General features: G+C 74.0%; 17 protein-coding genes. 10 read left to right on the forward strand and 7 right to left on the reverse strand.

All coding sequences use genetic code 11. The features are described 5' to 3' along the window. Positions 1-73 precede the first annotated feature (73 nt). Complete coding sequence (locus ABZ945_RS05470; RefSeq protein ID WP_361264661.1) at positions 74-991, reverse strand: serine hydrolase; 918 nt, start codon at positions 989-991, stop codon at positions 74-76. Positions 992-1,385: 394 nt separating this feature from the next. On the opposite strand from ABZ945_RS05470, the gene ABZ945_RS05475 reads away from it, so the two are divergent. Both ABZ945_RS05475 and ABZ945_RS05480 read left to right on the forward strand, forming a co-directional pair. Next, a complete protein-coding gene (locus ABZ945_RS05475) occupies positions 1,386-2,078 on the forward strand; it encodes a GntR family transcriptional regulator (protein ID WP_361264252.1) in 693 nt (230 codons plus the stop codon). Continuing rightward, the gene (locus tag ABZ945_RS05480; RefSeq protein ID WP_361264256.1) at positions 2,075-3,376 is read left to right on the forward strand and encodes an MFS transporter; all 1,302 of its coding nucleotides are present in this window, start codon (positions 2,075-2,077) and stop codon (positions 3,374-3,376) included. Before ABZ945_RS05475 ends, ABZ945_RS05480 begins: the two co-directional genes overlap by 4 nt. An 11-nt stretch (positions 3,377-3,387) precedes the next feature. On the opposite strand, the gene ABZ945_RS05485 is transcribed toward ABZ945_RS05480, so the two are convergent. After that, positions 3,388-4,212 carry a maleylpyruvate isomerase family mycothiol-dependent enzyme gene (locus ABZ945_RS05485; RefSeq protein ID WP_361264259.1) on the reverse strand — a complete coding sequence of 275 codons (825 nt, stop codon included), beginning with the start codon at positions 4,210-4,212 and terminating at the stop codon, positions 3,388-3,390. 248 nt (positions 4,213-4,460) lie between these two features. Here ABZ945_RS05485 and ABZ945_RS05490 point away from each other — a divergent pair, with 248 nt between their 5' ends. Further along, positions 4,461-5,267 (forward strand): nitrilase-related carbon-nitrogen hydrolase, encoded by an 807-nt coding sequence (locus ABZ945_RS05490; RefSeq protein ID WP_361264262.1) that lies wholly within the window; start codon positions 4,461-4,463, stop codon positions 5,265-5,267. A 56-nt stretch (positions 5,268-5,323) separates the two neighbouring features. After that, positions 5,324-5,551 (forward strand): hypothetical protein, encoded by a 228-nt coding sequence (locus ABZ945_RS05495; RefSeq protein ID WP_361264265.1) that lies wholly within the window; start codon positions 5,324-5,326, stop codon positions 5,549-5,551. A gap of 6 nt (positions 5,552-5,557) precedes the next feature. On the opposite strand, the gene ABZ945_RS05500 is transcribed toward ABZ945_RS05495, so the two are convergent. Continuing rightward, positions 5,558-6,529, reverse strand: coding sequence for a hypothetical protein (locus ABZ945_RS05500; RefSeq protein ID WP_361264267.1), 972 nt, complete (start codon positions 6,527-6,529; stop codon positions 5,558-5,560). A 62-nt stretch (positions 6,530-6,591) separates the two neighbouring features. Further along, positions 6,592-8,157, reverse strand: a complete 1,566-nt coding sequence (locus ABZ945_RS05505; RefSeq protein ID WP_361264270.1) for an APC family permease — start codon at positions 8,155-8,157, stop codon at positions 6,592-6,594. A gap of 320 nt (positions 8,158-8,477) precedes the next feature. Here ABZ945_RS05505 and ABZ945_RS05510 point away from each other — a divergent pair, with 320 nt between their 5' ends. The 3 genes from ABZ945_RS05510 (at position 8,478) to ABZ945_RS05520 (ending at position 11,113) form a co-directional block, all read left to right on the forward strand. Next, positions 8,478-8,972: a hypothetical protein gene (locus ABZ945_RS05510; RefSeq protein WP_361264273.1), complete on the forward strand. Its 495-nt coding sequence runs from the start codon at positions 8,478-8,480 to the stop codon at positions 8,970-8,972. A gap of 222 nt (positions 8,973-9,194) precedes the next feature. Next, positions 9,195-10,250, forward strand: coding sequence for an ATP-binding cassette domain-containing protein (locus tag ABZ945_RS05515; protein ID WP_361264276.1), 1,056 nt, complete (start codon positions 9,195-9,197; stop codon positions 10,248-10,250). Further along, entirely contained in the window at positions 10,247-11,113 is an 867-nt protein-coding gene (locus ABZ945_RS05520; RefSeq protein ID WP_361264279.1) for an ABC transporter permease, read from the forward strand. The genes ABZ945_RS05515 and ABZ945_RS05520 overlap by 4 nt, the downstream gene beginning before the upstream one ends. Before the next feature lie 134 nt (positions 11,114-11,247). Here ABZ945_RS05520 and ABZ945_RS05525 read toward each other — a convergent pair whose 3' ends face one another. The 3 genes from ABZ945_RS05525 to ABZ945_RS05535 are packed head-to-tail and all read right to left on the reverse strand — an operon-like array spanning position 11,248 to position 13,509. Then, positions 11,248-11,715 (reverse strand): universal stress protein, encoded by a 468-nt coding sequence (locus ABZ945_RS05525; protein ID WP_361264282.1) that lies wholly within the window; start codon positions 11,713-11,715, stop codon positions 11,248-11,250. Positions 11,716-11,733: 18 nt separating this feature from the next. Further along, a complete protein-coding gene (locus tag ABZ945_RS05530) occupies positions 11,734-12,423 on the reverse strand; it encodes an FMN reductase (protein ID WP_361264285.1) in 690 nt (229 codons plus the stop codon). After that, positions 12,424-13,509, reverse strand: coding sequence for an LLM class flavin-dependent oxidoreductase (locus tag ABZ945_RS05535; RefSeq protein WP_361264664.1), 1,086 nt, complete (start codon positions 13,507-13,509; stop codon positions 12,424-12,426). Between the two features lie 274 nt (positions 13,510-13,783). Here ABZ945_RS05535 and cbiE point away from each other — a divergent pair, with 274 nt between their 5' ends. From cbiE to ABZ945_RS05550, 3 genes are all read left to right on the forward strand, one after another. Then, positions 13,784-15,166, forward strand: a complete 1,383-nt coding sequence (gene cbiE / locus ABZ945_RS05540; RefSeq protein WP_361264667.1) for a precorrin-6y C5,15-methyltransferase (decarboxylating) subunit CbiE — start codon at positions 13,784-13,786, stop codon at positions 15,164-15,166. Continuing rightward, complete coding sequence (gene cobM, locus ABZ945_RS05545) at positions 15,163-15,912, forward strand: precorrin-4 C(11)-methyltransferase (protein ID WP_361264288.1); 750 nt, start codon at positions 15,163-15,165, stop codon at positions 15,910-15,912. Before cbiE ends, cobM begins: the two co-directional genes overlap by 4 nt. 74 nt (positions 15,913-15,986) lie before the next feature. After that, complete coding sequence (locus ABZ945_RS05550) at positions 15,987-16,742, forward strand: cobalt-precorrin-6A reductase (RefSeq protein ID WP_361264292.1); 756 nt, start codon at positions 15,987-15,989, stop codon at positions 16,740-16,742. The last annotated feature ends 3 nt before the right edge of the window (positions 16,743-16,745 follow it).

Here is a 16,745-nt window from a genome sequence, read left to right on the forward strand (position 1 = left end):
CAGGCCCGGACACCTGACGTGGTGTCCGGGCCGTCCGGGCCGCCGTGTGCTCCGTAGGGGACGGCCGGCGCCGTCAGTCGCGCTGGGCGCCCTTGGGCAGGGAGCGCAGCTTCATGGTCTTCGCGGTGCTGGAGCCGAAGCCGAAGTCGAGCAGCTTGGCGGCGTCGTTGTAGCGGTCGGTGCCGTTGAGCACGACGCCGGTGTAGGTCTTGGAGCCGCGGGTGGCGGCGAACACCAGGCAGGGTCCGGCGGCGGTGCCGGTGCCGGTCTTGATGCCGACGGCGCCCTGGTAGGAGCCGAGCAGCTTGTTGGTGTTGTACCAGGTGTAGGTGCGGGTGCCGCCGGTGGAGGTGGTCGCGGGGGCCAGGTACGTGGTGGCGCCGACCACCTCGCGCAGGACCGGGCTGCTGAACGCGTGCCGGGCCAGCTTGGCCAGGTCCTGCGGGGTGGTGAAGTTGTTCCCGGCGGCCGAGATGCCGTCGAAGGAGTCGAAGCTGGAGTTCACCATGGACAGCTGCTTGGCCTTGGCGTTCATCTTCCCGATGAACGAGGCGGTGCGGGCGGCGGTGGTGGTGCCGGTACCGAAGGTGTCGGCGAGCGCGTAGGCCGCGTCGCAGCCGGAGGGCAGCATCAGGGCGGACAGCAGCTGGCGGACGGTCAGCTTGTCGCCGGTGCGCAGGTCCGCGGTGCTGGCACCCTCGCGCACCACGTAGTCGCGGTACTCCTGCTTGATCGTCACCTTGCGGTTCAGGTCGACGCCGGGCGTGGTGAGGACCGTGATGGCGGTGGCCACCTTGGTGGTGCTGGCCATCTGGCGCCGGGTGGTGTTGGCCTTGCCGTACACCGCGGCGCCGGTGGCCTGGTCGACGAGGAAGCCGCCCTTGGCGGATATCGACGGTATGGGCGGGGCGGCGGCCTGGGCGGGTGCGGCGATCGGGGAGACGGTCAGCAGCAGCCCACCGGTGAGAGCGGCGGCCGCGGTGCGGCGCACGGACTTCTTGGTGACTGTCGTCGTGGTCAAGGAGATTCTCCGTGTGGTCGTGGGGCCCGTGGGTCGATCACGGGTGTCTTGGAGAAGACACCCGGGAGGCGCGAATGGATGCACGGGACAGCAGATGATCGCAGTCGCCTCGCTGAGCCCCCCGGCCCCTTCCCCACCCCCGGCCCCTTCTTCCCCGGCTTCGCCCCGGCACCCCTTCCCGCCCCGGCACCCCTTCCCGCCGTCCCGGCACCCCTTCCCGTCCCGGCCCCTTTCCCGCCCCGGCACCCCTTTCCGTCCCGGCGCCTCCGGCAGCCTCTGGGCTCCGCCCGCCCTCCCCGTGGCGCCCGTCCTGCATCGTGGACGGCCGAAGCGCGTGCATCCTACTTGTATCTATGCTGTGTGCATGCCCTCAGCGTCCCCCGTCTCTCCCCCTTCTTCCTCTTCACCCCGCTCTCCCGCCTCTCCCGCTCCCGCCGCCGCCCGGGTCTACTCGCATGTCAAACAGGCCGTCCTGGACCGGCGCTACCAGGGCGGCACCCTGCTCACCGAGGGCGAGCTGGCCGAGGCCGTCGGGGTGTCCCGTACGCCGGTGCGCGAGGCGCTGCTGAAGCTGGAGATGGAAGGGCTGCTGAAGCTCTACCCGAAGAAGGGCGCCCTGGTGCTGGCGGTCTCCGCGCAGGAGATCGCCGACGTGGTCGAGACCCGGCTGCTGGTCGAGGAGTTCGCCGTCCGCAAGGCCGTCCCCGCGCCCGCCCGGCTGCTGGAGCGGCTGGAGGAGCTGCTGGCCGAGCAGCGCCGGCAGGCCGAGGGCGGCGACCTGGCGGCGGTGGCGGTCGCCGACCGGGCGTTCCATGCCGAGATCGTGCGGCACGCCGGGAACGAGATCCTCTCCCGGCTCTACGACCAGCTACGCGACCGCCAACTGCGGATGGGCGTGGCCGTGATGGAGGCCCATCCGGACCGGGTCGCCAAGAACATCGCCGAGCACGCCGAGATCCTGGCCGCCCTGCGCGGAGGGGACGCCGACGGCGCGGCGCGCTCGGTCAACCGCCATGTCAGCCGGGTGCGGGTGCTGGTGCGGGGTGAGGACCGATGAGCGAGCTCTCCGGGACGGTGGCCGGCGACCCACCCGGCGGTCGGCGCGCCGCCCTGGTCTGGGGCGTCGGGGTGGCCGTCTACTTCGTGGCGGTCATCTTCCGCACCTCGCTCGGGGTGGCCGGGCTGGACGCGGCCGAGCGCTTCGACGTGGGCGCCTCGGCGCTCTCCACCTTCTCCATCCTCCAACTGCTGGTCTACGCGGGGATGCAGATACCCGTCGGCCTGATGGTGGACCGGCTCGGCACCAAGCGGGTGCTCACCTACGGGGTGGTGCTGTTCACCGTCGGCCAGCTGGGCTTCGCGCTCTCCCCCTCGTACGGGACGGCGCTGGCCGCGCGGGCGCTGCTCGGCTGCGGGGACGCGATGACCTTCATCTCGGTGCTGCGGCTGGGCACCCGCTGGTTCCCGGCCCGGCGGGGGCCGCTGATCGCGCAGATCGCCGCGCTGTTCGGGATGGCGGGCAACCTGGTCTCCACCCTCGTGCTGTCCCGGCTGCTGGACGGGGTGGGCTGGACGAACGCGTTCGCCGGGAGCGCGCTGGCGGGGGTGCTGGTCCTCGTCCTCCTGCTGCTGTTCCTCAAGGACCACCCCGAGGGCTTCGAGCCCCCGCCGCCCGCCGGCACCGGACCCCTTTTCGTACGGCGGCAGATCAGCGCCTCCTGGGCCGAGCCCGGCACCCGGCTGGGGATGTGGGTGCACTTCACCACCCAGTTCCCCGCCATGGTGTTCCTCCTCCTGTGGGGGATGCCGTTCCTGGTGGAGGCGCAGGGGCTGGAGCGGGGCGCGGCCGGTGGGCTGCTGACCCTGGTGGTGGTCTCCAATATGGCGGTGGGCCTGGCGTACGGGCAGATCATCGCCCGCCACCACGCGGCGCGGGCCCCACTGGCGCTGGGCACGGTCGCGGCGACGGCGGCGCTCTGGGCGGCGGTGCTGCTCTGGCCCGGCGACCATGCCCCGATGGGGCTGCTGGTGGCGCTCTGCCTGGTGCTGGGCGCCTGCGGCCCGGCCTCCATGATCGGCTTTGACTTCGCCCGCCCGGCCAACCCCCAGGAGCGGCAGGGCACCGCCTCCGGGATCGTCAACATGGGCGGCTTCACGGCCTCGATGACCACCCTGCTGGCGGTCGGCGTGCTGCTGGACGCCACCGGGGACGACTACCGGATCGCGTTCGCCTCGGTGTTCGTGCTCCAGGCGCTCGGGGTCGCCCAGATCCTCCGGCTGCGGGCCCGCACGGTACGGCGCGAGCGGGAGCGGCTGGTGGCCAGCCGGGTGGAGGCCGTCCACGTGCCCGCATAACGCCTGACGGTCTACGGGGTGACGGCGAAGTTCGCGAGGATGGCGTCGGCGAGCGCGGGGTCGCCGTCCACCTTCACCCGGTCGGCGACCGCCGCCGGCCGCACCCGCCCGCAGGCGAGCCGTACATAGGTCTCCCAGTCCAGCGAGAGCGCCACCGCCGGGCCCAGCGAGGGGGCGCCGTCCACACTGCCCCGCCCCTCGGCGTCCACCCGTACCGTCCGCAGGAACTCCACCGGGCCGTGCACATCGAGCACCACCGCGCTGTTCGGCGGGGCGCCGGCGTCCTTGGCGACCGTCTTGGGCAGCACCTCCAGGAAGATGTCCCGCGCCACCAGCGCCCCGGGGGAGTCGAGGTTGCCCGGCTCGCCCAGTGCGGCCCGCAGGTCCTGCTCATGGACCCAGAGGTCGAACGCCCGCATCCGGTACGCCACTTCCAGGGACTGCTCGGCGCCCAGCGGGGCCCGCACCCGGGTGTCGGGGGCGCGGGTCTCGTTCCGTATCTGGCGGGCCCGGCGGATCAGGGTGTACTCCAGCTCGGCCGTCATCTCCGGGCCGGTGTGGTGCCGCCGTACGTCGACCTGCACCTCCATATAGCGCGCGAACTCGCTGCGGACATGGAACAGGTCGCGGGGGAGGGTGTGGATGGGGCGCGGGTTGCCCAGCATCTCGTCCTCCATCCCGATGACGTGGGAGACGATGTCCCGCACCGACCAGCCGGGGCAGGGGGTGGCGCGGTTCCACTCCCCTTCCACGAGCGGCTTCACCAGCTCGGATATCGCATCGGTGGAGTGCGTCCAGGCGTCGGCGTAGGGCTGGAGACTGGGATGGACGGTCACGAGACCCCTCGGGCGGTCGGTGCGCGGGCTGGGCTGGACTGCGGGCTGGGCTGGACTGCGGGCGGTGCTGAGCTGGACTGCGGGCGGTGCGGGCCGGGCGGCTCTCCTGGGCTCCCGTCCGTTTAAGTTACGCTGCGGACAGGTACCCCGGCAGTGCTTTCGTCCGACGTTCCCGACGTCCGACGATCCTGACGCCTGATGATCGTAGGCCGAAGTGAGCGGCCCCAGTTGACCAGGACGGTGGTAATGTGCGCGCCTCGCTGATCCAGATCCGAGTGGACGACGCCGAACCGGTGGCCGAGCGCCGCGCCCGCGCCGCCGAACTGATCGCCGAAGAGCGCGGTGCGGACCTGGTGGTGCTGCCCGAGCTGTGGCCGGTCGGCGCGTTCGCCTTCGACTCCTTCGAGGCCGCGGCCGAGGAGCTGGACGGCCCGACCCGCCAGGCGATGTCCGCGGCCGCCGCCGAGGCGGGGGTCTGGCTGCACGCCGGCAGCATCGTGGAGCGCGCCGCCGAGGGCCTGTTCAACACCTCTCTCGTCTTCGCCCCCTCCGGCGAACTGGCCGCCGTCTACCGCAAGATCCACCGCTTCGGCTTCGACAAGGGCGAGGCGGTGCTGATGGCCGCCGGCGAGGAGCTGGTCACCGCCCCCGTCCCCGATCTCCCCCTCGGCCTCGCCACCTGCTACGACCTGCGCTTCCCCGAGCTGTTCCGCGGCCTGGTGGACGCCGGTGCCCTCGCCTTCGCCATCCCGGCCGGCTGGCCCGAGGCCCGCCACGAGCACTGGACGGTGCTGGCCCGCGCCCGCGCCGTGGAGAACCAGGCCTACGTCCTGGCCTGCGGCACCGCCGGCACCCACGCCCACACCCCCCAGGCCGGCCGCAGCCTGATCGTCGCCCCCTCCGGCGAACTCCTCGCCGAGGCCGCCGGCGCCGACGAACTCGTCCTCCGCGCCGAGCTGGACCCCAAGGAGGCGACCACCCTCCGTGACCGCTTCCCGGCCCTGAAGGACCGGCGGCTGGGGGTGCCGGTTCCGGCGCCCGGCGCCGCCGGCTGAGGCCCGGATCACGGCGTACGCCCGTTTCGTCCCGTCGGGGCGGGTACCCGTAGGGTATGGACACGCAGGATGGTGGACGACGCAGTGACCGTACGGGGCCGGAGGCCGGGCCCGTCGCCGATTCTCCCGACATAGCCGTGCTCGACCGGCCCGTGGCGGTGTGCCGGGAGGTCGAGGGGCGGGTGCGGTGGTGCCGGCCGGCGGTGGTGGACGGGGGAGTGGACCGGGGCGGTGGTGAGGCGACCGGGCAGCACCGGGTCGTCATCGTGCGGGGCGAGGACTGACCGGCCTTATGGCAGGAGTTGATGGCGCCAGCGGGTGAACTGCTCGGCGGGCTCGCCGGTGTAGGCCCAGGGGACCCAGGCGGCGCGCGGGCCGAGCAGCGCGAAAAGGGCGCGGGCGCGGTCGGTCAGACCGGCGAGGCAGGCGGCGTGGGCCAGGTAGTTGAGGGGCTCGACCTCCTCGGGGCGTACCGGGCCCGAGGGGCGGGCGTCCAGCCAGCGGGTGCAGGTGCGCAGCGCCTCCGTGGCGGCCAGTTCGTGCTTCCAGTGCTGGTCGAAACCGCGTACCGGGGCCCGGCCGCGGGAGGCGTCGGCCACATAGCGGTACTCCTCGACCCGGGCGATCTGCACCAGCACCGGCAGCGGTGAGCCGGGCGGCGCCGCCCCGGCCGCGTCCCGGGCGAAGTCGTACATCGCGCCATGGGTGCCGTGCCAGCGCGCCGAGCGGTACCGCAGCACCTGGACGTGCCCCTCCAGGTTGTCCGGGTCCCGCCGCCGCAACTCCTCCCACCAGGCGCGCAGTTCCGCCCGCCCCACCCCGCCCTGGTACAGCCGGGCCACCGTCAGCAGCGACACCCAGGGCATCGGGTCGGCGGGCCGGGCGTCGGCGGCGACCAGGCAGGTCATCACCGTGGTGTCCAGCCGCCCCCGGTCCACCACGGCACCCCGCCCGGCGGCTATCGCCGCGTCGAAGACCCGTACCACCTCGGTCGCCGCGCGCAGCACCGCCGCGTCCGGGTCGTCCGGCTCGGCCGCCCACCAGGCCTCCACCGCGCCGCTGGCCGCCGCGGCGTGCGCCAGCAGGCGGAGCCGCTGGGTCCTGGCCGGCCAGGCGGAGCCGGTGGCGCGCAGCAGGTCGCGCACGCCCTGCCAGCGGCCGATGACGATGTCGTGGCGGGCCTCGGTGAGCGCCCGGTCGCCGAAGTCCCGGTCGAACTCGGGTGTGAAGCGCGCGGCGCGGCGGCTGCGGCGTACGGCCATGCGGCCACCCCCCTCCCAGTGTGTCGGTGACCAGGTGTCGGTTACCGGTTGCCGAACGGCCGTCAGAAGTCGGTGGCCAGGGTCTCCGGGGAGCCGTCCGCGCTGCTCCGCCCGTCCTGGCGCGGTACGCCGTAGGGCGCCGCGGCGGCCAGCGCGCGGGCCGCGTCGAGCGGGGCCGGGCGGTAGTAGGGGCTGCCCCGGCGCCAGTACCAGGCCATCGGGACCACCCCGGCGAGCAGTCCGCCGAGGCCGATGGCGACCGAGGCGGTGGGCAGCGCGCCCAGCGACTCGAAGAAGACCCAGAGCATGAAGGCCGCGCCCACCAGCGGCCACACCCCGCCGAGCAGCAGTTCGCGCGGCGAGGTCAGCAGGGTGCGGCGGTAGGCGACCACGGCCGCGATGCCGGCCAGCCCGTAGTAGAAGGCGACCAGCAGGCCCATGGCCCGTACCGCCTCGGCAACGATGTCGGCGACCGAGCCGAGGGCGCTCGCGGCGCCGAACAGCACCAGTGCCACCGCCCCGACCGCCCCGATGGCGATGTGCGGGGTGTTCCAGCGGCGGTGCACCGCGCCCAGACCGGACGGCATGGCGCGGTCCCGGCCCATCGCGAAGAGCGAGCGGGTGACCTGGATGAGGGTGGTCTCCAAAGTGGCCACCGTGGACAGCATCACGGCCACCACCAGCAGTTTCCCGCCGATCCCGGGCCACACCGCGTCCCCGAGCAGCACCAGGACGTCCGCCCCGCCGGCGGTCACCTTGCCCGAGGCCAGCACCACGTTGACCGCCACGGTGAACGCCTCGAAGATCAGGAAGACCACGGCGAGCCCGACCAGCGCGGCCAGTCCGGCGGTGCGCCGGCTGTCGCGGGTCTCCTCGCTGAGGTTGCTGGTGACGTCCCAGCCCCAGAAGTAGAACGCGGCCACCAGCGCGCCCGAGGCGAAGCCGCCCGCCCCGTCGAAGTGCCCGAAGCCGAACCAGGACCAGTCGAAGGCGGCGGCCGCGCCCCGGTGCAGCACCACCCCGCCGATGAACAGCAGCAGGATCGCCAGCTCCACGCCGGTCATGAGGAGTTGGGCCCGTACGGTGAGCCGGGCCCCGCCCAGCACCACCAGCAGCATCACCAGGAACCAGCCCGCGCCGACCACCGCGGCCGGCCCGGTGCGGGAGGCCAGCGCCGGGTCGAACAGGGCGAGGGTGAGCTGACCGGCCGGCAGCGATCCGGCCACCATGAACAGGGTCGCGGCCACCACCAGCGCCCAGCCGCACAGGAAGCCGAGCGAGGGGTGCAGGGTCCGGCCGACCCAGGAGTAGGCGGCGCCCGCGTTGATGTCGATGCGGCCGAGCCTGCTGTACGCCAGGACGATCCCCAGCATGGGTATCGCGCAGTAGAGCAGGGCGGCGGGCGCCGCGACGCCGACCGCGCCGACCAGCACCGCGGTGGTGGCGGCGAGCGAGTAGGCGGGGGCGCTGCCCGCCACGGCCATGACGACGGTGTCGAAGGTGCCGAGGGCGTTCGGCTGGAGCCCGCGGGCGGAGCGGGGCGCGGCCCGGCGGCCCCTGCGCGGCGCGGGGGCCGGGGTGCGGTGGTCGGAGGTCCGGCGGGACATCCTGCGGGAGGGAGCGCGCATCGCTGTTGTCCTCGGGTGGCACGGCGTACGGCGGTGGACGGCGGACCGCCCCGCGCGGGCACGGCGGCGGCGGTCACCACGGGCACGCGGGGTCGTGCGCATCGTAGTGGCCGTAGGGGGCGCGCGGGGGGTTCGCGCCATACCGGCAGCCGGATCGTTGCCGAGCCCGGTCGCACAGGTGTCGAGCCTGATCGCACAGGTGGAACGGGGCGCTCCGGTGGCGGGTGTGCGGCGGCGGCTCCCCGGTCGCCCTGCTGATCCACTTGCCGGGCGGGCGGGCCCGGTGTGCCCTGGAGGGACGGCGACGGAAGGAGTCCGCCATGGTCACACACGTTCCGGTGCCCCAGCGGCTGGCGCGGCACCGCCGGATCAAGGAGGAGCGGCGGCGGCGCCATCTGTGGGTGGTCCTGCCGATCTCGCTCGCCGTCTTCTACGGCTTCTACGCGCAGTTCATCGACCGCAGCGGCGAGGGCCCGGTCACCGGCGCCCAGGCCGTGCTGGGCGCGGTCAGCGGCGTCGTCTTCGGTGCGCTGTGCCTGCTCCTCGGCGCCGTGCAGCACCGGCTGCCGCGCGGGCTGCGGGCCGCCGCCTACGGCGCGGTGACTGGCATCGGCGTGGGCTGGCTGCACAGCCTGACCAGGGAGAGCGTGCTGACCTCGATCGTGCTCTCGGTCCTGATCGCGGCGGCGACCGCGGTGGCGATGAACTACGCGTTCTATGTGCACGAGGCACCGCCGAAGCCGTCCCCGGCCGAGCGCGAGGCGGCCGCCGAGGCCGCACCGGTGATCGTGGAGTCCCGCCCGGTGCGGCGGTGAGGGACAGGGGCCGCTGGTGACGGTCTGATCTCGTACGGATGTACGGGTAGCGGTGGGCGGGCGGCGGTCGGAGACTGGAAGCCCCACGCCTCCGTACGCCTGCGGGGCCCCGCCTCCGTACCCCCGCGGGGGAGCGCCCCGCCCCCGTACGCCCGCCCGCCGCCGCACCAGGGAACCGCGCCGATGACGACCACGGACACGGATACAGACACGGATACGGACATGACATCGGGCCCGGCCACGGATCCTCCCGCCATCGAGACCCACCAACTGGTCAAGGTCTTCGGCACCAACCGGGCCGTCGACGGCATCGACCTGCGGGTGCCCGCCGGCACCGTCTACGGGGTGCTCGGCCCCAACGGCGCCGGCAAGACCACCGCCGTACGGATGCTGGCCACCCTGCTGCGGCCGGACGGCGGCGAGGCCCGGGTGTTCGGCAAGGACGTGGTGCGGGACGCCGACGCGGTACGCGCCCGGGTCAGCCTCACCGGGCAGTACGCCTCGGTGGACGAGGACCTCACCGGCGCCGAGAACCTGCTGCTGCTCGGGCGGCTGCTCGGACACGGCAAGGCGGCCGCCCGGCAGCGTGCGGCCGAGCTGCTGGAGGCGTTCGGCCTCGCGGACGCGGCCGGGCGGCAGGTCAAGAACTACTCGGGCGGGATGCGGCGCCGGATCGACATCGCCGCCTCCATCCTCAACACCCCTGACCTGCTCTTCCTGGACGAGCCCACCACCGGGCTCGACCCGCGCAGCCGCAACCAGGTCTGGGACATCGTGCGCGCGGTCGTCGCCCAGGGCACCACGGTGCTGCTGACCACCCAGTACCTGGACGAGGCGGACCAGCTGGCCGCCCGGATCGCGGTGATCGACCACGGCAAGGTCATCGCCGAGGGCACCAAGGGCGAGCTGAAGGCGTCGGTGGGCTCGGGCTCGGTGCACGTACGCCTGCGGGAGGCCGAGCAGCGGCCGGCGGCGACCCGGGTGCTCACCTCCGTACTGGACGCGACCGTCACCCTGGACCCCGACCCGGTGGCGCTCACCGCCACCGTGGACGGCCGGGCCGGCGAGCTGGGCGCCGCCGAGGAGGCGGCCAGGGCGCTGGCCGAGCTGGCCCGGGCCGGGATCGCGGTGGACAACTTCGCGCTGGGCCAGCCGAGCCTGGACGAGGTCTTCCTCGCCCTCACCGACCGCCGGGCGGGCGGCGGACGGGACGTCGAGGACGGCACGCAGGCAGACGACCCGACCGACGACCCGACCGAGAGGACGACGGCCCGATGAGCACCACCACGACCACCAAGACCTCCGGGCCGGTCGAGGACACCGCCTTCACCGCGCCCCGCGCCGAGGACCTGGCCGCGCTGCTGGTATCGGCCCGGCGGCCGCCGCGCCCCAGCGCCCTGTCGGCCTCGCTGACCTTCGGCTGGCGGGCCATGCTGAAGATCAAGCATGTGCCGGAGCAGCTCTTCGACGTGACCGCGTTCCCGATCATGATGGTGCTGATGTACACGTACCTCTTCGGGGGTGCGCTGGCCGGATCGGTCGACCGGTATGTGCAGTTCCTGCTCCCCGGCATCCTCACCATGAGCGTGGTGATGATCACCATGTACACCGGGGTGGCGGTCAACACCGACATCCAGAAAGGCGTCTTCGACCGCTTCCGCACCCTGCCGATCTGGCGGCCCGCGCCGATGGTCGGCTATCTGCTGGGCGATGTGGTCCGCTATGTGATCGCCTCCGTGGTGATGCTGGCGGTGGGGATGGCGATCGGCTACCGGCCGGAGGGCGGGGTCCTCGGCGTGCTGGCCGGGGTGGCGCTGCTGCTGGTCTTCTGCTTCGCCTTCTCGTGGATCTGGACCATGTTCGGGCTGCTGCTGCGCACCGAGAAGTCGGTGATGGGCGTCAGCATGATGGTGATCTTCCCGCTGACCTTCCTGAGCAATGTCTTCGTGGACCCGCGGACCATGCCGGGCTGGTTGCAGGCCTTTGTGAACAACAGCCCGGTGACCCATGTGGCGAGCGCGGTGCGCCGGCTGATGGCGGGCGAGTGGCCGGCCGCCGACATCGCCTGGTCGCTGGGGTGGGCGGCGCTGTTCGTGGTCGTCTTCGGGACGGTGACGATGCGGCTCTACAACCGCAAGTAGCGCGTACGGGCCGGGGGCCGTCGGAGGTGAGCGCCTCTGACGGCCCCCGGCCCCCGGCCCGCGTCTCAGGCGGGCGTACGGTCCCGGGCGGCCCGTGTCTCAGGCGGGCGTACGGCCCTGGGCGGGCCCGCGTCTCAGCTGGACCTCGGGGTCTCCCCGCGTACCACCACCACCGGGCAGGGCGCGTGCTGGGCGACATGGGTGCTGACCGAGCCGAGCAGCGCGGCGCGTACCCCGCTGTAGCCGCGGTCGCCCACCACCAGCAGGTCGGCGCCCTCGGCGAGCTCGGTGAGCACCTGCGGGGGGTGGCCCGCGACGATCCGCCGGACCACGCCCGCCGCGGTGGTCCCGTCCAGGGCGGCGGCCAGGGCCTCGTCCAGCTCCTTGCGGGCCAGCTGCTCGGGGTCGTAGTCGTCGGGGAGCGCGGGCGCGGTGGGGCCCATCCCGGTGGTGAGCCCGGCCCAGGCGTTGGGCGGGTACTCCCAGCAGATCACCGCCTCCAGCGCGGCGCCGGTCAGCCGGGCCTGGCCCGCCGCCCACACCAGGGCCTTCAGGGCCGGTTCGGAGCCGTCGACGCCCACCACGATCCGGTTCGCCGCCATGGCCACCACCTCCGAGTGTCAGCCGCCGAGCCGCGCAAGCTGCTGCTCGAACGGTACGAGATCCGCTTCCAGGTCGTCCGCTTCCGGACCCCTTGACCGAGGCCCTTGCGGATCACCCTCACCGTCCTCCTTACCCGAACGCGCCGCCGCAACCGGGCGGCCCGCCACCAGCGCGGCCAGCTCGCCGCCCGCCCGGGTGATCCGCTCCGCCAGGCCGCCGTCCCCGCTCCGCCCGCCAGCCGCGCCCCAGTCCTCGGAGGCCGCGTAGACGGCGGTGGGGACGGTCACGGCCCGCAGATAGGCGAAGAGCGGGCGCAGCGCGTGCTCCAGCACCAGGGAGTGCCGGGCGGTACCGCCGGTCGCCCCGATCAGCACCGGCATCCCGGTCAGCGCGTCCGGGTCGACCAGGTCGAAGAAGGACTTGAACAGCCCGCTGTAGGAGGCGGTGAAGACCGGGCTGACCGCGATCAGCCCGTCCGCCCCGGTCACCGCGTCCAGCGCGGCGCGCAGCGCGGGCGGCGGGAAGCCGGTGACCAGGTGCTTGGCGATGTCTACGGCCAGATCGCGCAGCTCCACCACCTGGACCTCCACCGGGGCGGTGGCGGCCTTGGTGACGGCTTCCGCGAGCCGGTCGGCGAGCAGCCGGGTGGAGGACGGGCTGCTCAGCCCGGCCGAGACGGCCACGATACGGACAGGGGCGACGGACATTTACGAGACCTCCGGAACGGTGTCGGTCAGCGCCGGGTGCAGCGGCGCGGTGGCGGGGACGTCCGCCGGGCGCAGGTTCTCGAACTCCTTGCGCAGCACCGGTACGACCTCCTCGCCGAGGATGTCCAGCTGCTCCAGCACGGTCTTCAGCGGCAGCCCGGCGTGGTCCATCAGGAACAGCTGGCGCTGGTAGTCGCCGACCGCCTCGCGGAAGCCGAGGGTCCGCTCGATCACCTGCTGCGGGGAGCCGACGGTGAGCGGGGTCTGCTCGGTGAAGTCCTCCAGGGAGGGGCCGTGCCCGTAGACCGGTGCGTTGTCGAAGTACGGGCGGAACTCCCGTACCGCGTCCTGCGAGTTGTGGCGCATGAACACCTGGCCGCCGAGGCCGACGATGGCCTGCTCGGGGGTGCCGTGGCCGTAGTGCGCGTACCGCTTGCGGTAGAGCTCGACCATCCGGCGGGTGTGCTCCTGCGGCCAGAAGATGTTGTTGTGGAAGAAGCCGTCACCGTAGTAGGCGGCCTGCTCGGCGATCTCCGGGGAGCGGATCGAGCCGTGCCAGACGAACGGCGGGACGCCGTCCAGCGGGCGCGGGGTGGCGGTGAACCCCTGGAGCGGGGAGCGGAACTTCCCCTCCCAGTCGACCACGTCCTCGCGCCACAGCCGGTGCAGCAGGGCGTAGTTCTCGATGGCGAGCGGGATGCCCTGGCGGATGTCCTGGCCGAACCACGGGTAGACCGGCCCGGTGTTGCCGCGCCCCATCATCAGGTCCACCCGGCCGTCGGCGAGGTGCTGGAGGACCGCGTAGTCCTCGGCGATCTTCACCGGGTCGTTGGTGGTGATCAGGGTGGTGGAGGTGGAGAGGATCAGCCGCTCGGTGCGGGCGGCGATATGGCCGAGCAGGGTGGTGGGGGAGGAGGGGACGAACGGCGGGTTGTGGTGCTCGCCGGTGGCGAAGACGTCCAGTCCGACCTCCTCGGCCTTGAGCGCGATGGCGACGGTCGCCTTGATGCGCTCGCGCTCGGTCGGGGTGCGGCCGGTGGTGGGGTCGGCCGTCACATCGCCGACGGTGAAGATGCCGAACTGCATGGTGCTCACCTCTCGCCTTCCGTCGGGGCCCCGGTCTCTCACCGGACCGCCGCGGTTGTTGAACTGGTTGAAGCTTAAACTATCCTGCTCAACGGCGCCACCGTCTCCGCTATTCCGCCGTCCCGGCGGGGGATGCGGGAGGGGTGCGGGGCCGGGGGCCCGCCGGTACGCCGCTGTGCCAGCGGCCGATAGGGTCGCGCCCGTGAGCAGCACCGACACCGGGCAACCGGCCCCCGGCCCCCGGCCCACCGGGCACCCCCACCCCGTCACCGTCGTGGGCCTCGGCGCCGACGGCTGGGCCGGGCTGCCCGAGGCCTCCCGGGAGGCGCTGCGCGCGGCCGAGGTGCTGATCGGCGGCGTCCGCCAGCTCGACCTGCTGCCGCCGGAGGAGTGCCCCGGTGAGCGGATCGGCTGGCCCTCGCCGCTGCGGCCCGCCGTGCCCCGGCTGCTCGCCGAGCACGCCGGGCGCCGGATCGCCGTGCCGGCCAGCGGCGACCCGATGTTCTACGGGATCGGCCGCGCTCTCGGCGAGACGGTCGGCCCGGACCGGCTGCGCGTGCTGCCGCACCCCTCCTCCGTCTCGTACGCCTGCGCCCGGCTCGGCTGGCCGGTGGAGGACACCGAGACCGTCACCGCGGTCGGCCGTCCCCTCGCCGCGCTGGCCGCCGCGCTGCACCACGGGCGGCGGCTGCTGGTGCTGAGCGCCGGCCCGGCCACCCCCGGGGAGGTCGCCGCCCTGCTCCGCGACCGGGGCTACGGGCCGAGCCCCCTCACCGTCCTCGAACAGCTCGGCTCCGACCGCGAGCGGATCCTGACCGGCACCGCCGACGACTGGCCGCACCCACCCGGCGATGCCCTCAACATCGTGGCCGTCTCCTGTGTCCGGGCGCCCGGAGCGCTACGGCTCGGTTCCGTTCCCGGCCTGCCGGACGAGGCGTACGAGCACGACGGCCAGCTCACCAAGCGCCATGTGCGGGCCGCCACCCTCGCCGCCCTGGCCCCGGCCCCCGGTGAGCTGCTGTGGGACATCGGCGGCGGCTCGGGTTCCATCGGCGTGGAGTGGATGCGCGCCCACCGCTCCTGCCGGGCGATCGCGGTGGAACGGGACCAGGCGCGGGCGGCCAGAATCGGCCGGAACGCCGCCGCCCTGGGCGTACCGGCGCTGCGGGTGGTGCACGCCGCCGCCCCGGACGGCCTCGCCGCCCTCCCCGCCCCGGACGCGGTCTTCGTCGGCGGCGGGCTGACCGCGCCCGGACTGCTGGAGGCCTGCTGGTCGGCGCTGCGGCCGGGCGGCCGGCTGGTCGCCAACACGGTGACCCTGGAGTCCGAGGCACTGCTCGCCGACGCCTACCGCCGGCACGGCGGCGAACTGGTCCGCCTCGCCGTGGCGCACGCCGTCCCGGTCGGCGGCTTCACCGGCTGGCGGCAGGCCATGCCGGTCACCCAGTGGTCCGCCACCAAGCCCCCGTCCGGCAGTGCCACTCCCCCGCCCCCGTCCGGCGCTGGAACTCCCCCGCCCCCGTCCGGCGACAGTGGTGCCCCCCGTCCCCCGTCCGACGACAGCGACGCTCCCCGGCCCTCATCCGGCAGCGGCACCCTCCCGCCCCCGTCCGACAGCGATGCCCCCCGGCCCTCATCTCAAGGTGATGCTCCATGACCGTCTACTTCATCGGGGCCGGCCCCGGCGCCGCCGATCTGATCACCGTGCGCGGGGCGCGGTTGCTCGCCTCCTGCCGGGTCTGCCTCTACGCGGGTTCGCTGGTGCCGCCCGAGCTGCTGGCCGAGTGCCCGGCGGACGCCCGTCTGGTGGACACCGCCCGGCTCGACCTGGACGCCATCACCGCCGAACTGGTCGCCGCCCATGAGGCCGGGCAGGACGTGGCCCGGCTGCACTCCGGCGACCCTGCCGTGTTCAGCGCGGTCGCCGAGCAGATGCGGCGACTGGACGCGGCCGGGGTGCCGTACGAGGTGGTGCCCGGAGTACCCGCGTTCGCCGCCGCGGCCGCCTCCCTCAAGCGGGAGCTGACCGTGCCGACGGTGGGCCAGACGGTGATCCTGACCCGGATCGCCGAGCAGGCCACCGCGATGCCGCCCGGCGAGGACCTGGCCACCCTGGGCCGCTCCGGCGCCCTGATCGTGCTCCACCTGGCGGCCCGCTACGTGGACCGGGTGGTGGCCGAGCTGACCCCGCACTACGGCGCCGACTGCCCGGCCGCCGTGGTCGCCATGGCCAGCCGCCCCGACGAGATCGTGCTGCGCGGCACCCTGGCGGACATCGCGGAGGCGACCAGGGCCGCCGGTATCACCCGTACCGCGGTGATCATCGTGGGCCGCACCCTGGCCGCCACCCAGTTCCGCGACAGCCACCTCTACTCGCCGGAGCGCGACCGCCACAGCTGCTGACGCGGGCCCGTCGGCCGGTGGTACGCGGCGGCCGCCTGGCCCCTCCAACACCACGGAAGGACTCTGGACGTCCCGTGCACCTGCTGATTCTCGGCGGCACCACCGAGGCCCGCCGACTCGCCGAGGAGCTCACCTCACCGTCCGCCGCCCCGTCCCTCCGGGTCACCAGCTCGCTCGCCGGACGGGTGGCCGCGCCCCGGCTGCCGACCGGTGGCGAGGTGCGGATCGGCGGCTTCGGCGGGGTCGAGGGCCTCACCCGCTGGCTGGGCGAGCACCGGGTGGACGCGGTCGTCGACGCCACCCACCCCTTCGCCGAGACCATCAGCTCCCACGCGGCCCACGCCGCCCGCAGCGCCGACGTCCCACTCCTGATGCTGCGCCGCCCTGCCTGGGCCCCCACCGAGGGCGACGACTGGCACCGGGTGCCCGGCCTCCCCGAGGCCGCCGACACCGCCGCCCGGCTGGGGCAGCGGATCTTCCTCACCACCGGCCGGATGGGCCTGGCCGCCTTCGCACACCTGGCCGATCCCTGGTTCCTGGTCCGCTCCGTGGACCCACCCGAGCCGCCGCACCCGCCACGCCTGGAGGTGCTGCTCGACCGGGGCCCCTTCTCCCTGGACGGCGAGCGGGAGCTGCTGCGCCGCTACGCCGTCGATGTGCTGGTCACCAAGGACAGCGGCGGTGCCGCCACCGCCCCCAAGCTCACCGCCGCCCGCGAGGCGGCCATCCCCGTCGTCATCGTCAATCGCCCCCCACCCCCACCCGACACCCCCGTCACCACCACCGTCCCCGAGGCGGCCGCCTGGGCGAGAGCCCTGGCCCACCCCTGACCG

This window comes from Streptomyces sp. NPDC046887 (assembly GCF_040644755.1).
Taxonomy (GTDB): domain Bacteria; phylum Actinomycetota; class Actinomycetes; order Streptomycetales; family Streptomycetaceae; genus Streptomyces; species Streptomyces lichenis.

Excerpts from the sequence above, each read along its gene's own strand:
- ABZ945_RS05530 (WP_361264285.1), bottom strand. The coding sequence starts at position 12,423 with ATGTCCGTCGCCCCTGTCCGTATCGTGGCCGTCTCGGCCGGGCTGAGC.
- ABZ945_RS05510 (WP_361264273.1), top strand. The coding sequence starts at position 8,478 with ATGGTCACACACGTTCCGGTGCCCCAGCGGCTGGCGCGGCACCGCCGG.
- ABZ945_RS05515 (WP_361264276.1), top strand. The coding sequence starts at position 9,195 with ATGACATCGGGCCCGGCCACGGATCCTCCCGCCATCGAGACCCACCAA.
- ABZ945_RS05505 (WP_361264270.1), bottom strand. The coding sequence starts at position 8,157 with ATGCGCGCTCCCTCCCGCAGGATGTCCCGCCGGACCTCCGACCACCGC.
- ABZ945_RS05475 (WP_361264252.1), top strand. The coding sequence starts at position 1,386 with ATGCCCTCAGCGTCCCCCGTCTCTCCCCCTTCTTCCTCTTCACCCCGC.
- ABZ945_RS05520 (WP_361264279.1), top strand. The coding sequence starts at position 10,247 with ATGAGCACCACCACGACCACCAAGACCTCCGGGCCGGTCGAGGACACC.
- ABZ945_RS05525 (WP_361264282.1), bottom strand. The coding sequence starts at position 11,715 with ATGGCGGCGAACCGGATCGTGGTGGGCGTCGACGGCTCCGAACCGGCC.
- ABZ945_RS05535 (WP_361264664.1), bottom strand. The coding sequence starts at position 13,509 with ATGCAGTTCGGCATCTTCACCGTCGGCGATGTGACGGCCGACCCCACC.
- ABZ945_RS05480 (WP_361264256.1), top strand. The coding sequence starts at position 2,075 with ATGAGCGAGCTCTCCGGGACGGTGGCCGGCGACCCACCCGGCGGTCGG.
- ABZ945_RS05495 (WP_361264265.1), top strand. The coding sequence starts at position 5,324 with ATGGACACGCAGGATGGTGGACGACGCAGTGACCGTACGGGGCCGGAG.
- ABZ945_RS05500 (WP_361264267.1), bottom strand. The coding sequence starts at position 6,529 with ATGGCCGTACGCCGCAGCCGCCGCGCCGCGCGCTTCACACCCGAGTTC.
- cobM (WP_361264288.1), top strand. The coding sequence starts at position 15,163 with ATGACCGTCTACTTCATCGGGGCCGGCCCCGGCGCCGCCGATCTGATC.